Genomic DNA, 15,213 nt, shown 5'->3' on the forward strand with positions numbered 1-15,213 from the left:
GAGAGCCGTCTGTTCCTGTTGCTTTCCTTGTCAGGGGAAAAGGAACGAATTTAATGCCTGGCAGTTCCCTACTCTCGCATGGGGAGACCCCACACTACCATCGGCGCTACGGCGTTTCACTTCTGAGTTCGGCATGGGGTCAGGTGGGACCACCGCGCTAAAGCCGCCAGGCAGATTCTGTTCTCCGCGCCGCCCCTTAAGGCCGCGCAGATATATCCGGTACAGGCTGAAAATCGTGTCTCTCAAAAACGCCTCTGGCGTTGTAAGGTTAAGCCTCACGGGTCATTAGTACCGGTTAGCTCAACGCATCGCTGCGCTTACACACCCGGCCTATCAACGTCGTAGTCTTCAACGTCCCTTCAGGACTCTCAAGGAGTCAGGGAGAACTCATCTCGGGGCAAGTTTCGTGCTTAGATGCTTTCAGCACTTATCTTTTCCGCACTTAGCTACCGGGCAATGCCATTGGCATGACAACCCGAACACCAGTGGTGCGTTCACTCCGGTCCTCTCGTACTAGGAGCAACCCCCCTCAATTCTCCAGCGCCCACGGCAGATAGGGACCGAACTGTCTCACGACGTTCTAAACCCAGCTCGCGTACCACTTTAAACGGCGAACAGCCGTACCCTTGGGACCTACTTCAGCCCCAGGATGTGATGAGCCGACATCGAGGTGCCAAACACCGCCGTCGATATGAACTCTTGGGCGGTATCAGCCTGTTATCCCCGGAGTACCTTTTATCCGTTGAGCGATGGCCCTTCCATTCAGAACCACCGGATCACTATGACCTGCTTTCGCACCTGCTCGAGCCGTCACTCTCGCAGTCAAGCCAGCTTATGCCATTGCACTAACCTCACGATGTCCGACCGTGATTAGCTGACCTTCGTGCTCCTCCGTTACTCTTTAGGAGGAGACCGCCCCAGTCAAACTACCCACCAGACACTGTCCGCAGCCCGGATCACGGGCCTACGTTAGAACATCAAACATTAAAGGGTGGTATTTCAAGGTTGGCTCCACGCGAACTGGCGTCCGCGCTTCAAAGCCTCCCACCTATCCTACACATCAAGGCTCAATGTTCAGTGTCAAGCTGTAGTAAAGGTTCACGGGGTCTTTCCGTCTTGCCGCGGGTACACTGCATCTTCACAGCGAGTTCAATTTCACTGAGTCTCGGGTGGAGACAGCCTGGCCATCATTACGCCATTCGTGCAGGTCGGAACTTACCCGACAAGGAATTTCGCTACCTTAGGACCGTTATAGTTACGGCCGCCGTTTACCGGGGCTTCGATCAAGAGCTTCTCCTTACGGATAACCCCATCAATTAACCTTCCGGCACCGGGCAGGCGTCACACCGTATACGTCCACTTTCGTGTTTGCACAGTGCTGTGTTTTTAATAAACAGTTGCAGCCAGCTGGTATCTTCGACTGGCTTCGGCTCGGGGAGCAAGTCCCTCCACCTACGCGCCAGCGTGCCTTCTCCCGAAGTTACGGCACCATTTTGCCTAGTTCCTTCACCCGAGTTCTCTCAAGCGCCTTGGTATTCTCTACCTGACCACCTGTGTCGGTTTGGGGTACGATTCTGTGTTACCTGATGCTTAGAGGCTTTTCCTGGAAGCTGGGCATTTATCACTTCAGCACCGTAGTGCCTCGTCGTCACGCCTCAGCGTTAATAAGGGACCGGATTTACCTGGACCCTCCGCCTACACGCTTAAACCGGGACAACCGTCGCCCGGCTGATATAGCCTTCTCCGTCCCCCCTTCGCAGTAACACCGAGTACAGGAATATTAACCTGTTTCCCATCGACTACGCCTTTCGGCCTCGCCTTAGGGGTCGACTCACCCTGCTCCGATTAACGTTGAACAGGAACCCTTGGTCTTCCGGCGAGCGGGCTTTTCACCCGCTTTATCGTTACTTATGTCAGCATTCGCACTTCTGATACCTCCAGCATGCCTCACAGCACACCTTCAACGGCTTACAGAACGCTCCCCTACCCAACAACACATAGTGTCGCTGCCGCAGCTTCGGTGCATGGTTTAGCCCCGTTACATCTTCCGCGCAGGCCGACTCGACCAGTGAGCTATTACGCTTTCTTTAAATGATGGCTGCTTCTAAGCCAACATCCTGGCTGTCTGTGCCTTCCCACATCGTTTCCCACTTAACCATGACTTTGGGACCTTAGCTGGCGGTCTGGGTTGTTTCCCTCTTCACGACGGACGTTAGCACCCGCCGTGTGTCTCCCGTGATAACATTCCTCGGTATTCGCAGTTTGCATCGGGTTGGTAAGCCGGGATGGCCCCCTAGCCGAAACAGTGCTCTACCCCCGAGGATGAGTTCACGAGGCGCTACCTAAATAGCTTTCGGGGAGAACCAGCTATCTCCCGGTTTGATTGGCCTTTCACCCCCAGCCACAGGTCATCCGCTAATTTTTCAACATTAGTCGGTTCGGTCCTCCAGTTAGTGTTACCCAACCTTCAACCTGCCCATGGCTAGATCACCGGGTTTCGGGTCTATACCCTGCAACTTAACGCCCAGTTAAGACTCGGTTTCCCTGCGGCTCCCCTATACGGTTAACCTTGCTACAGAATATAAGTCGCTGACCCATTATACAAAAGGTACGCAGTCACCCCCATAAAGAAGGCTCCCACTGCTTGTACGTACACGGTTTCAGGTTCTGTTTCACTCCCCTCGCCGGGGTTCTTTTCGCCTTTCCCTCACGGTACTGGTTCACTATCGGTCAGTCAGGAGTATTTAGCCTTGGAGGATGGTCCCCCCATATTCAGACAGGATACCACGTGTCCCGCCTTACTCATCGAGCTCACAGCACGTGTGCTTTTGTGTACGGGAGTATCACCCTGTACCCTGCGACTTTCCAGACGCTTCCACTAACACACATGCTGATTCAGGCTCTGGGCTGCTCCCCGTTCGCTCGCCGCTACTGGGGGAATCTCGGTTGATTTCTTTTCCTCGGGGTACTTAGATGTTTCAGTTCCCCCGGTTCGCCTTGCAGCACTATGTATTCATGCTGCAATGATGCACAGAGTGCACCGGGTTTCCCCATTCGGACATCGACGGCTGTAGCGGTTCATATCACCTTACCGTCGCTTTACGCAGATTAGCACGTCCTTCATCGCCTCTGACTGCCTGGGCATCCACCGTGTACGCTTAGTCGCTTAACCTCACAACCCACAGGCGTTTTACAACGCTGCGAGCTGCAAGCATTTGAGAGACTCGAACATGTCGCATTTTTCATTCTTATTACGGAGAATGAAAACGACACGTCGTTTCAATTTTCAGCTTGTTCCGGATTGTTAAAGAGCATAATACTTCGCAGCACACCGTTGCCGGTACGCTCTGAAGTATTCAGAAAAAACAGATAAACGGTATGGTGGAGCTAAGCGGGATCGAACCGCTGACCTCCTGCGTGCAAGGCAGGCGCTCTCCCAGCTGAGCTATAGCCCCATACAGTTACTGCAGAGACCACTACTACCACTCAACCGAGTACACTTCGTGAGAAATGCAATTCGTGCTCAGGCAGGGCATGTTTCCGCGAAGCATAGTCAACTATGCGAGCCGGAGACATAACGCAGCGTGAGTGCGAATTTGGTAGGCCTGAGTGGACTTGAACCACCGACCTCACCCTTATCAGGGGTGCGCTCTAACCACCTGAGCTACAAGCCTGTAGAGGTTTTTTCTGCTCGTTACTTTTTATCAGACAATCTGTTGTGGACACTGCGCGGGAAGGTATCTTCAGGTAAGGAGGTGATCCAACCGCAGGTTCCCCTACGGTTACCTTGTTACGACTTCACCCCAGTCATGAATCACAAAGTGGTAAGCGCCCTCCCGAAGGTTAAGCTACCTACTTCTTTTGCAACCCACTCCCATGGTGTGACGGGCGGTGTGTACAAGGCCCGGGAACGTATTCACCGTGGCATTCTGATCCACGATTACTAGCGATTCCGACTTCACGGAGTCGAGTTGCAGACTCCGATCCGGACTACGACGCACTTTGTGAGGTCCGCTTGCTCTCGCGAGGTCGCTTCTCTTTGTATGCGCCATTGTAGCACGTGTGTAGCCCTACTCGTAAGGGCCATGATGACTTGACGTCATCCCCACCTTCCTCCGGTTTATCACCGGCAGTCTCCTTTGAGTTCCCGCCATCACGCGCTGGCAACAAAGGATAAGGGTTGCGCTCGTTGCGGGACTTAACCCAACATTTCACAACACGAGCTGACGACAGCCATGCAGCACCTGTCTCAGAGTTCCCGAAGGCACCAAAGCATCTCTGCTAAGTTCTCTGGATGTCAAGAGTAGGTAAGGTTCTTCGCGTTGCATCGAATTAAACCACATGCTCCACCGCTTGTGCGGGCCCCCGTCAATTCATTTGAGTTTTAACCTTGCGGCCGTACTCCCCAGGCGGTCGACTTAACGCGTTAGCTCCGGAAGCCACTCCTCAAGGGAACAACCTCCAAGTCGACATCGTTTACGGCGTGGACTACCAGGGTATCTAATCCTGTTTGCTCCCCACGCTTTCGCACCTGAGCGTCAGTCTTTGTCCAGGGGGCCGCCTTCGCCACCGGTATTCCTCCAGATCTCTACGCATTTCACCGCTACACCTGGAATTCTACCCCCCTCTACAAGACTCAAGCCTGCCAGTTTCAAATGCAGTTCCCAGGTTAAGCCCGGGGATTTCACATCTGACTTAACAGACCGCCTGCGTGCGCTTTACGCCCAGTAATTCCGATTAACGCTTGCACCCTCCGTATTACCGCGGCTGCTGGCACGGAGTTAGCCGGTGCTTCTTCTGCGGGTAACGTCAATCGGTAAGGTTATTAACCTCACCGCCTTCCTCCCCGCTGAAAGTACTTTACAACCCGAAGGCCTTCTTCATACACGCGGCATGGCTGCATCAGGCTTGCGCCCATTGTGCAATATTCCCCACTGCTGCCTCCCGTAGGAGTCTGGACCGTGTCTCAGTTCCAGTGTGGCTGGTCATCCTCTCAGACCAGCTAGGGATCGTCGCCTAGGTGGGCCATTACCCCGCCTACTAGCTAATCCCATCTGGGTTCATCCGATAGTGAGAGGCCCGAAGGTCCCCCTCTTTGGTCTTGCGACGTTATGCGGTATTAGCCACCGTTTCCAGTGGTTATCCCCCTCTATCGGGCAGATCCCCAGACATTACTCACCCGTCCGCCACTCGTCACCCAAGAGCAAGCTCTCTGTGCTACCGTCCGACTTGCATGTGTTAGGCCTGCCGCCAGCGTTCAATCTGAGCCATGATCAAACTCTTCAATTTAAGTTTGATTTGCTTAAACAAGTTAAGCGGTGCTCATCTGTAAAACGTCATAATGAATTTCATTATGTGTTCACTCGTGAGGCTTTGATATTTTGTTGCGTCCGGAGACGCTGATATCAATCCTGCGAGTGCCCACACAGATTGTCTGATAAATTGTTAAAGAGCATGCCGCGATTTACTGCGGCGCGGGCTGCGTATAATACGCTTTCCGCATTGTCAGTCAAGCATTTATTTTCGCTTAACTCACTGGTTCGTATGATTTCGAACCTACTCAACCCGGCGCTTCGTAAGCCGTTGTGCCGTGTCAGTGGAGGCGCATTATAGGGAGTTCTCGGAGGCTGACAAGTGCTAATTTCAAATAAAATTTCGAGTGCTTCTTTTTTCAGCGAAAAGCCGCTAAAGCGCCAGTTTTTCAAGCAACGGGAAACCATAACGCTGTAAAACGGGTGATAATTGTACCGCTTCACCATCCAGCTCCGTGCAGAATGCGACGTTCTGTTGCGAAGAATTTACTTCAGGTGCTTCATGTTCCAGTAGCCAGGCTGTTCGTCGGGCAATTGCCGCACCGGAATCAATCAGACGCGTCCCTTCAGGTAACACCTGCTGCAGCTCTTCGCGCAGTAAAGGGAAGTGCGTACAGCCTAAAACAACCGTGTCCGGTGGTTCAGCCATCCGCAGCCACGGCTGAACAATACGGCGCACCTCATCCAGTGCAACCTCAGCACCGTGTAGCTTAGCTTCAGCCAGTTCCACCAGCTCCGCCGATCCCAGCATCTCGATGTTGCAGGAACCGGCGAATTGCGCCACCAGCTCGTGGGTATAAGGACGGCGCACCGTAGCCCGCGTCGCCAGCAACCCGACCACACCATTTCGCGTCAGGCGCGCGGCAGGTTTGATCGCCGGAACCACACCCACGACAGGAAACGCAAAGCGTTCACGTAAAGCAGGCAATGAAACCGTGCTGGCCGTATTGCAGGCGATGATGACTAATGAGAGAGGATAACGCTGTGTAATGGCCTCAACGATAGCGACCACGCGTTCCACGATGAAGGTTTCGCTTTTCTCGCCGTAAGGGAATCCAGCGTTATCGAAGGCATAGAGATAATGAAGATCCGGCAACAGCTGACGGACCTCATCATAGACAGAAAGCCCACCGACGCCGGAATCAAACACCAGCACGGTGGGACGCAAATCAGAAGTTGTAGCTGCCGCTGAGGTAATACTCTCGTCCTGGAGTCTGATAGCCATACACTGTCTCGTAATCTTTATCGAACAGGTTGGCAATTCTACCACGAACCGTGAGTTGTGAAGTGACAGGATATGAGACGGCGAGATCCCACAGGCTGACACCGCCTAATTTCACACGACGGCTGGGCGTGCTGTTGAAGTCGGTATCATAACGGTCGCCCAGATAGTGATAAGTCACGGACCAGTCAAACTCATGCAGTGTCCAGTCAAGCTGATACTTTACCTGCTGCTTAGCCCGGCGAACGAGCGGCTGATCGGTGCTGCCATCCCGCGCATCGACATAATCATATGAGAGCTGATGCGTCAGCGGCCCGGTATCGAATCCAGCGGTGGCTTCAACGCCTTTAATACGTGCCTTCTCAATGTTGTAGTAGCGGAAGGTCTGCGGATCGCCTTCAATCAGGTCATCAATGTCGTTGCGATAGCCCGACACGCGCCAGTTCACCGGCCCGGTCAGCCCCTCAAAGCCGCCTTCCCACTGCTTACTTTTTTCAGGATCGAGGTCGCGGTTGCCATAAAATGGGCTGTATACCTGCGACAGATTAGGCGCTTTGAAAGCAGTACCATACGAAGCGAACGCGCGGTACCCGGAAATAAACTCCCATGACGCCGCCGTCTGCCAGGTGTTATGCCAGCCGAACTGATTGTTGTCGTCACCACGTACCGCACCCTCAAGAGTGACGCTGCCGAACTGTTGCTGCCCGGTCACGTAGAGGCCGGTATTACGCTGTTCATAGCCATCTGATAAATAGTTCGTGCCCGGTTCCGTTGTCTCTTTCTGCCAGTCAACACCCGCACTGACGGCGCCCTGCCCCACCTGCACAGTATTGCCCCACTGCAGATTGTACTGAGTGACATCATCAAAGGTGGATGCAGCGCCGTAGCGGCCATTGCGCGGATCGTAGTTAATGTCTTTGGTATGGCCATAACTGGCAATAAGCTGGGTGGAGTAGACGTCGCGGTTGAAGCGTAACCCGGTGTCCCAGGTCTGGCTGTAGAGCTGACGGGTATCCGCCAGGCCGATGATATTCGTGAAGCTGTCATCATACGTGCAAGACCCGTCATAGGCAGTGCGGTTATCAAAGCCATAGCCGCGCACAAAACCACTGAGTTCATCGCTGAACTGATGCTCAAGGTTGCCATACAGGGTTTTGCTCATGAAGCCGTCGCGATCGTGCTGCGCCGGGCCATAGTCATTGGGATAGCCCGCCACCACGTCATACCCTTTGGTGTAGGTATAGTTGCCTGCCAGGGTAAGCTTTGTCGCGTCGCCCAGCATCTGCTGGGTTGAGCCGTCATACGATTGATAGCCGTTGGATCCCATGCCCGCCGTCAGCGTCGTGCCCGGTTGCGAACGGCCCGTAATAATATTCACCACGCCGCCAATGGCATCAGAACCGTAAACCGCGGAACGTGCGCCGCGAATATATTCGATGCGTTGCACCAGCGACAGGGGGATCTGGCTGAGGTCGGACGAACCGGTAATACCCGCCTGATTAAGCCGGATACCATCAATCAGGATCAGCACATGTCTGGACTCAGTACCCCGAATAAACAGCGAACTCTGCTGCCCTATCCCGCCGCTTTGCGCGACATCGACACCCGGCAGACGGCGCATCACATCTGTCAGACTTTTGGCCTGCCAGCGATCAATCTCATCACGCGTGACGACGGTTGTCGGCGCCAGCACCCCGGAAACAGGCTCGGCAAAACGGTTGGCAGTGACGATTTGCGTATCATCATTCCCCTGCGCAAAACCGTTTTGCGCCCAGAGAGAAATCGCCGTTGCGCTCAGAGCGAACAGCGATGCAGTTTTTTTTGTCATTTTAATCGCATCCATAAGACGAAGCAGGATGCCGCAGGCCGACAATCAATAGAACGCGATGATTGTACGAGTAGCGACGTTACACCGGCAGGTCTTCGGGCTGGGAACCATAAATGATGATGACTTCCCATCCCGGAGGACAGTGTCTGCAATTGCACTCATCACGACATTCCTTACCGCTGCGCGTCAGCTCCAGATTCACACTGGATTCCCTATTAACTCGGGCTTGAGGCCGGCGTCTGCAGTCTACGGAGTGGAGATACGGAAGTCCAGACTGCTAAATATCTTATCGCTGTGGGACTGGACATCAGCAAGTGAATGCCTACAATCGCCCGCTGGTAAGCTATTAATCAGGATTACTCATGACACCCGAACATCTCCCCATTGAAGACTATGACGCACAGCTGGCGGAAAAAGTCAGTCGTTTAGAGACGATGATGACACCGTTTGCTGCGCCCGACGTGGAGGTGTTCCGTTCGCCGGTCAGCCACTATCGGATGCGCGCCGAATTCCGCCTGTGGCACGACGGTGATGATATCTATCACATCATCTTTGATCAGCAGACGCGCGAGCGGATCCGGGTCGATCAGTTCCCGGCAGCCAGCCAGCTGATCAATCAGCTGATGCCAAAGATGATCGCCGCGATCCGTGATAACCGTACCCTGCGTCACAAGCTGTTCCAGATCGACTATCTGTCAACCATGAGCAATCAGATTGTGATTTCACTGCTCTATCATCGCAAGCTGGATGATGAGTGGCAGCAGGCCGCCGCCGCGCTGCGTGATCAACTGCGTGCGGAAGGTCTGGATGTGCAGTTAATTGGCCGTGCGACCAAAACCAAAATCTGTCTGGATCGCGACTATGTGGATGAGTGTCTGCCGGTTGCAGGTCGCGAGATTATCTATCGTCAGGTCGAGAACAGTTTTACCCAGCCTAACGCGGCAATGAATATTCAGATGCTGGAGTGGGCGCTGGATGTGACGCAGGATTCACAGGGTGACCTGCTGGAACTGTACTGCGGTAACGGCAACTTCTCGCTGGCGCTGGCGCGCAATTTCCGCCGCGTTCTGGCAACGGAAATCGCCAAGCCTTCTGTTGCGTCGGCCCAATACAACATTGCCGTGAACCAGATTGATAACGTGCAGATCATTCGCATGGCGGCGGAGGAGTTTACTCAGGCGATGAATGGCGTGCGCAGCTTTAATCGTCTGGAAGGGATTGATCTGACCAGCTACGAGTGCGAGACGATATTTGTCGATCCACCACGTAGCGGCCTGGATGAAGAGACGGTGAAAATGGTGCAGGCGTATCCGCGCATCCTTTATATCTCCTGCAACCCACAAACCCTGAGCGACAATCTGCAAACGTTGTCAGAAACGCACGACGTGACGCGGCTGGCGCTGTTTGATCAGTTCCCCTACACCCACCACATGGAATGCGGTGTGCTGCTGACGCGTAAAGCGTAAACAAAAACGGGAACCCTGAGGTTCCCGTTTTTTTCCCTGCCGATATCCCTACTGATTACGCTTGCGCTTAAACCGCGTCGCAATCCAGAACACCAGCGCGACCATCAGAACGGTGGGAACGAAATTAGAGCCAATGTCCGGGTATTCTGCCCGCACCAGCGCGCTATAAACCAGAATCCCCAGCAGGAAAAACGCCGCCGCCAGGCCTGGCATGCCGTCAGGCATGTTGGTGTTGAGATACCGCTGATGCAGACACCAGGCCGCCAGACCCAGCGCAATCAGCGGAAAAATCGAAAAGGGAACAAAGGCGCTGAACAGCACAGAAAACGAACCGTTAATCGCTAAGCCGGTAATAAAAGCCAGTGCCAGAGTGCTTTTATCGCGGGTACCTGGGTGGGTCATGAACTGATCCTTACTCATTGCTCTTCGGGTTTTTCCAGGGTGACCGCCAGTCGTTCCTGCTCACGGCGGTACCAGTAATAAGCGCCTTTGGCGATCATCCGCAACTGTAACACCAGCCGATCCTCAAGCTTACGTCGCTGCTCAGCATCAACGTCCAGTGCTTCTGCACCGGCGCTGAAGACAATGGTCACCATCGCTTCAGCCTGCGCTTCGGTAAAACTGCGCGGCATGCGATTTTCGACCTCAAGATAGTCAGCCAGTTCAGCGATAAAGTGCTGAATTTCACGCGCCACGGCGGCACGGAAAGCAGCAGAGGTGCCGGAACGTTCACGCAGTAACAGGCGGAAAGCGTTGGGGTTGTTGCCGATGAACTCCATAAAGGTCGACACCGACGTTTTAATGATGCTGCCGCCTTTGGCGATACGCTGTCGTGCCTGACGCATCAGCTGTCGCAGCATCAGCCCACTTTCGTCCACCATCGTCAGGCCAAGCTCATCAACATCCTTGAAATGACGATAAAAGGAGGTGGGTGCAATCCCCGCTTCACGGGCAACTTCCCGCAAACTCAAACTGGCAAAACTGCGTTCGGCGCTGAGCTGACTGAACGCTGCTTCAATCAGTGTACGTCGTGTACGTTCTTTTTGTTGCGCTCTGACGCCCATTCTCTCTGCCTTTAGCGGTGTTAAGCGGGCACTATAGCAAAATTTTCAGCGTACAGATTGGCATTCTTTGTCACTGCCTGTGAACCTCACACTTTGTCAAAATGTGATGAAAATCGCTGATAGAATTCAGAAGTGCGCGACGAGATGTTAGAATCTCGTTGTAAAAATGTATAAATAATAGGACGTATCGGTATGCAAAAGTCTTACGATTACGATGCCATTGTGATTGGCTCAGGGCCCGGCGGTGAAGGGGCGGCGATGGGGCTGGTAAAACAGGGAGCGCGCATCGCCGTGGTCGAACGCTACCACAACATCGGCGGCGGCTGTACACACTGGGGAACCATCCCTTCCAAAGCCCTTCGCCACGCCGTCAGTCGCATTATCGAATTCAACCAAAACCCGCTCTACAGCGATCATACCCGACTGCTTCGCTCCTCTTTCGCCGACATTCTTAATCACACTGAAAGCGTAATCAGCCAGCAGACAGCCATGCGCCAGGGCTTCTACGAGCGTAACCGCTGTGAGCTTTATCAGGGCGATGCCCATTTTGTTGATGCCAATACGATTGAGATTGAACAACCTGATGGCACGCGTGAGACGCTGACGGCAGAGAAGTTTGTTATCGCCTGTGGTTCACGGCCTTACCATCCTGATAATGTCGACTTTACGCATCCCCGCGTCTACGACTCCGACTCTATCCTTAATCTGCACCACGAACCGGGTCACGTCATTATTTACGGCGCTGGCGTCATCGGCTGTGAATATGCATCGATTTTCCGTGGTCTCAACGTCAAAGTTGACCTGATTAATACCCGCGATCGCCTGCTGGCATTTCTCGATCAGGAGATGTCGGATTCTCTCTCATACCACTTCTGGAATAGCGGCGTAGTGATTCGTCACAATGAAGAGTTTGAGAAGATCGAAGGCGTGGAAGATGGCGTCATCATGCATCTGAAGTCGGGCAAGAAAGTGAAAGCGGATTGCCTGCTGTACGCCAACGGCCGCACCGGTAACACCGATTCCCTTTCGCTGGAAAACGTCGGTCTGGAAGCCGATGGGCGTGGCCTGCTGAAAGTGAACAGCATGTATCAGACAGCGCAGCCGCACATTTATGCCGTCGGTGACGTGATTGGCTATCCAAGCCTGGCCTCAGCCGCCTACGATCAGGGCCGTATTGCCGCACAGGCGATTATCAAAGGGGAAGCGTCAGCACACCTGATTGAAGATATCCCAACCGGTATCTACACCATTCCTGAAATCAGCTCCGTGGGTAAAACCGAGCAGCAGCTGACGGCAATGAAGGTGCCTTACGAAGTGGGCCGCGCGCAGTTTAAACATCTGGCACGCGCGCAGATTGTGGGCATGAACGTTGGCAGTCTGAAGATTCTGTTCCATCGGGAAACCAAAGAGATTCTGGGGATCCACTGCTTTGGCGAGCGTGCCGCTGAGATCATTCACATCGGTCAGGCGATCATGGAGCAAAAAAATGGTGGCAACACGATTGAGTACTTCGTGAATACCACCTTTAACTATCCGACGATGGCCGAAGCCTATCGCGTTGCGGCGTTAAACGGCTTAAACCGCCTGTTTTAACGCAGCGTCGAAATAGTGTGCCATGTGGGTTTTAATTGCCTCTGCCAGCTGTTCATAACGGCTGCGCAGAGGTGAACCCGGACGATAGACCAGCGCGATCGTGCGCTGTGGCACCGGTTTGTAGCAGGTGAGATAGCAGACACCGTCGCGAATACGCTCTGGTGGAACTGCCAGCGCCGGTAACAGCGTAATGCCACTGCCTGCCGCCACCATATTGCGCAGTGTCTCAAGACTGGTCGCCCGGAAATGGGTATCTTCATCGGCACCCGCCTCAAAGCAGAATCCCATCGCCTGGTCACGCAGACAGTGTCCATCTTCCAGCATCAGCAATTTCTCGCCGGCCAGATCGGACATTGGCACACGATCGCGATCGCACCACGGATGATCGGCATAGACAGCCAGCTTCATTGGCTCATCAAACAGCGGCACTTCGATAAAGGCCTGGCTCTCTTTGACCAGCGCAACAATCGCACAGTCGAGCTTGCCACTGTCGAGCTGTGACAGCAGCTGTTGCGTCTGCGCTTCGTGCAGATACATCTCCAGTTTCGGGAAGGTCTGGTGCAGCGTCGGGATAATCTGTGGCAGTAAATACGGCGCGGTGGTCGGGATGAGGCCGATATGCAGCGGACCTGACATCGCTTCCCCTTGCTGACTGGCCATCTCTTTCAGCACTTTCACTTCACGCAGCACCGTACGCGCCTGATCCACCAGCAGTAAACCTGCCTGCGTGAACAGCACTTTACGGCTGGTGCGCTCCAGCAGCATCACACCCAGCTCATCTTCCAGCTTACGGATCTGCCCGCTTAACGTGGGCTGACTGACATGACATGCATCCGCCGCACGGCGGAAATGACGGTGTTCAGCAAGCGAAACCAGATATTCAAGATCACGAATATTCATTATTACCCTCCAAACCACGATAGCCCGTGGCGATAGATAGAATAGCAATGAACGATTGGCCCTATCAAGGGTGGTTGGGAATAATGCGCGCAACAAAAAACTCAGGAGTCTGTCTTCATCTCTATAAAGCCAGCTGCGGCTTCTGTGCGCAGGCCATACAGAGGCTGAGTGAGCATGTCATTGAGTACGAAAATTGTGATGGGACAGGATTCGACAACCGTCAGTTCAGGAGCCGTTTCAGGCCGGGCGACGGTACTGCAGGTATTCATGGGCGGTCGTCATGCTGGCGGCAGTGAAGATCTGCGTCAATACTTGCTGTCAGCGTAAGAGAGTCTGAGCGTCGGCCGGGAGAGCGGGCGCTTTGATGATGTGCCTATAAAAAATAGTAGTTCTGAAGCTAGAGGTTGGCGGGCATTTTAATGTGCCCGCTTTTTTTTACCTGCTGATCACGCCAGACGCTGTTTAGCGTCACCGATAGCGCGGGCAACCTGCTGCGGAGAAACACCGCCCTGCGCATTACGCTTATCCAGACACGATTGCAGCGCCAGAATCGGATAGACATCCTCGCCAATCACCGCGCTGAACTGCTGAAGTTGTGCCAGCGACAGCGCTTCAAGTGCTACGCCCTGCCCGATAGCCGCCACGACAACTTCGCCAACGATATGGTGTGCTTCACGGAACGGCACGCCTTTGGCGACCAGATAGTCGGCCAGCTCAGTAGAGTTTGCGTAGCCCTGTTCAGCGGCTTCCTGGCAACGCGGACGTTTAACCTGCAGGCCATCCAGCACCAGCACTGACATATGCAGACAGTCGAGCCAGGTATCCAGCGCGTCAAACAGCCCTTCTTTGTCTTCCTGCATATCTTTGTTGTAGGCCAGCGGCAGACCTTTTAGCGTCATCATCATGCCGGTCAGTGCACCCTGCACACGACCACATTTGCCGCGAATCAGCTCCAGCGCATCCGGATTTTTCTTCTGCGGCATCAGTGATGAGCCTGAGGTCACTTTATCTGACAGCTCAATAAAGCCTGCTTCGCCGGTGTTGAAGAAAATCATATCTTCCGCAAAGCGCGACAGATGCACCATGCCAATGGCCGCGTCAGAGAGCAGTTCCAGCACGTGATCGCGGTCTGATACGGTATCCAGACTGTTACGTGTGGCGGAAGCGAAGCCCAGCCAGCCTGCCAGCTGCTGACGATCAATCTCGTAAGCGGTACCGGCCAGTGCGCCACAGCCCAGCGGGCTGACATCAAGACGCTTCAGGGTATCCTGCAGACGGCTCTCGTCACGCGCCAGCATTTCAACGTAGGCCAGACACCAGTGCGCAAACGTCACCGGCTGCGCACGCTGCAAGTGGGTGTAGCCTGGCATCACTGCATCCTGATTGGCTTCAGCGGTAACCACTAACGCCTGCTGCAGCTCACGTGTGGCGCCCAGCAGGGCTTCGATCTGTACCTTGCACCACAGTTTCAGATCGGTCGCGACCTGATCGTTGCGGCTACGGCCGGTGTGCAGCTTTTTGCCCAGCGAGCCGACTTTGTCGATCAGCTTACCTTCAACCCAGCTGTGAATATCTTCGGCATCGCTCTGCAGAATCTGTTCAGGATTTTCACGCACTTCATTCAATAGCGAATTCAGGGCCGCTTCAAGTTGCTGCTGCTCATCCTGAGTCAGCACATTGACCGTCACCAGCGCTTTGGACCAGGCAACAGAGCCAATGATGTCCTGCTCTGCCAGGCGGTAATCGAAGCGCAGCGAGTCATTGAACTGTTTAAAACGTTGATCCGCTGCCTGAGTAAACCGTCCACCCCAAAGTGCCATGTGAAAAC

General features: G+C 54.1%; 8 protein-coding genes, 2 tRNA genes, 3 rRNA genes, 1 pseudogene and 1 riboswitch. Of the genes and pseudogenes, 3 read left to right on the top strand and 11 right to left on the bottom strand.

Annotation, left to right across the window (positions count from 1 at the left end):
* Positions 1 to 55: 55 nt before the first annotated feature.
* From rrf to btuB, 7 genes are all read right to left on the bottom strand, one after another.
* A 5S ribosomal RNA gene (gene rrf, locus AC6I77_RS18475) occupies positions 56 to 171 on the bottom strand.
* A gap of 93 nt (positions 172 to 264) precedes the next feature.
* Positions 265 to 3,172, bottom strand: a 23S ribosomal RNA gene (locus tag AC6I77_RS18480).
* Between the two features lie 207 nt (positions 3,173 to 3,379).
* A tRNA-Ala gene (locus AC6I77_RS18485) sits at positions 3,380 to 3,455 on the bottom strand.
* Positions 3,456 to 3,597: 142 nt separating this feature from the next.
* A tRNA-Ile gene (locus AC6I77_RS18490) sits at positions 3,598 to 3,674 on the bottom strand.
* Between the two features lie 74 nt (positions 3,675 to 3,748).
* Positions 3,749 to 5,289: ribosomal RNA gene (locus AC6I77_RS18495) — 16S ribosomal RNA — on the bottom strand.
* Together the 16S, 23S and 5S rRNA genes with 2 tRNA genes alongside form the textbook arrangement of a ribosomal RNA operon.
* A gap of 396 nt (positions 5,290 to 5,685) precedes the next feature.
* A complete protein-coding gene (murI, locus tag AC6I77_RS18500) occupies positions 5,686 to 6,537 on the bottom strand; it encodes a glutamate racemase (protein ID WP_033762375.1) in 852 nt (283 codons plus the stop codon).
* Positions 6,482 to 8,362, bottom strand: a complete 1,881-nt coding sequence (btuB, locus tag AC6I77_RS18505; protein ID WP_497817203.1) for a TonB-dependent vitamin B12 receptor BtuB — start codon at positions 8,360 to 8,362, stop codon at positions 6,482 to 6,484. The genes murI and btuB overlap by 56 nt, the downstream gene beginning before the upstream one ends.
* Before the next feature lie 69 nt (positions 8,363 to 8,431).
* A riboswitch (cobalamin riboswitch) is annotated at positions 8,432 to 8,614 on the bottom strand.
* 110 nt (positions 8,615 to 8,724) lie between these two features.
* On the opposite strand from btuB, the gene trmA reads away from it, so the two are divergent.
* Positions 8,725 to 9,828, top strand: a complete 1,104-nt coding sequence (gene trmA, locus AC6I77_RS18510; RefSeq protein WP_008926930.1) for a tRNA (uridine(54)-C5)-methyltransferase TrmA — start codon at positions 8,725 to 8,727, stop codon at positions 9,826 to 9,828.
* A gap of 48 nt (positions 9,829 to 9,876) precedes the next feature.
* Here the strand turns inward: trmA and AC6I77_RS18515 are convergent, their stop codons facing one another.
* Together AC6I77_RS18515 and fabR are read right to left on the bottom strand one after the other, a co-directional pair.
* Positions 9,877 to 10,230 (bottom strand): YijD family membrane protein, encoded by a 354-nt coding sequence (locus AC6I77_RS18515; RefSeq protein WP_003851197.1) that lies wholly within the window; start codon positions 10,228 to 10,230, stop codon positions 9,877 to 9,879.
* Between the two features lie 14 nt (positions 10,231 to 10,244).
* On the bottom strand, positions 10,245 to 10,892 hold the full coding sequence (gene fabR / locus AC6I77_RS18520; protein ID WP_003851200.1) for an HTH-type transcriptional repressor FabR: 648 nt from the start codon (positions 10,890 to 10,892) through the stop codon (positions 10,245 to 10,247).
* Between the two features lie 192 nt (positions 10,893 to 11,084).
* On the opposite strand from fabR, the gene sthA reads away from it, so the two are divergent.
* The gene (gene sthA, locus AC6I77_RS18525) at positions 11,085 to 12,485 is read left to right on the top strand and encodes a Si-specific NAD(P)(+) transhydrogenase (protein WP_003851201.1); all 1,401 of its coding nucleotides are present in this window, start codon (positions 11,085 to 11,087) and stop codon (positions 12,483 to 12,485) included.
* Here the strand turns inward: sthA and oxyR are convergent.
* Complete coding sequence (gene oxyR / locus AC6I77_RS18530) at positions 12,468 to 13,385, bottom strand: DNA-binding transcriptional regulator OxyR (RefSeq protein ID WP_003851204.1); 918 nt, start codon at positions 13,383 to 13,385, stop codon at positions 12,468 to 12,470. The genes sthA and oxyR overlap by 18 nt on opposite strands.
* 90 nt (positions 13,386 to 13,475) lie before the next feature.
* Here oxyR and AC6I77_RS18535 point away from each other — a divergent pair.
* Positions 13,476 to 13,712 (top strand): annotated as a pseudogene (locus tag AC6I77_RS18535) (glutaredoxin domain-containing protein); the annotation flags it as partial.
* 119 nt (positions 13,713 to 13,831) lie between these two features.
* Here the strand turns inward: AC6I77_RS18535 and argH are convergent.
* The gene (gene argH / locus AC6I77_RS18540) at positions 13,832 to 15,205 is read right to left on the bottom strand and encodes an argininosuccinate lyase (protein ID WP_003851207.1); all 1,374 of its coding nucleotides are present in this window, start codon (positions 15,203 to 15,205) and stop codon (positions 13,832 to 13,834) included.
* Between the last annotated feature and the right edge of the window lie 8 nt (positions 15,206 to 15,213).

This window comes from Pantoea sp. X-Soil-ISGK-259 (assembly GCF_059730705.1).

What these genes read in the sequence shown, in the direction of transcription:
- murI (WP_033762375.1), bottom strand. Translation starts at nt 6,537, where the DNA reads ATGGCTATCAGACTCCAGGACGAGAGTATTACCTCAGCGGCAGCTACA.
- btuB (WP_497817203.1), bottom strand. Translation starts at nt 8,362, where the DNA reads ATGACAAAAAAAACTGCATCGCTGTTCGCTCTGAGCGCAACGGCGATT.
- trmA (WP_008926930.1), top strand. Translation starts at nt 8,725, where the DNA reads ATGACACCCGAACATCTCCCCATTGAAGACTATGACGCACAGCTGGCG.
- AC6I77_RS18515 (WP_003851197.1), bottom strand. Translation starts at nt 10,230, where the DNA reads ATGACCCACCCAGGTACCCGCGATAAAAGCACTCTGGCACTGGCTTTT.
- fabR (WP_003851200.1), bottom strand. Translation starts at nt 10,892, where the DNA reads ATGGGCGTCAGAGCGCAACAAAAAGAACGTACACGACGTACACTGATT.
- sthA (WP_003851201.1), top strand. Translation starts at nt 11,085, where the DNA reads ATGCAAAAGTCTTACGATTACGATGCCATTGTGATTGGCTCAGGGCCC.
- oxyR (WP_003851204.1), bottom strand. Translation starts at nt 13,385, where the DNA reads ATGAATATTCGTGATCTTGAATATCTGGTTTCGCTTGCTGAACACCGT.
- argH (WP_003851207.1), bottom strand. Translation starts at nt 15,205, where the DNA reads ATGGCACTTTGGGGTGGACGGTTTACTCAGGCAGCGGATCAACGTTTT.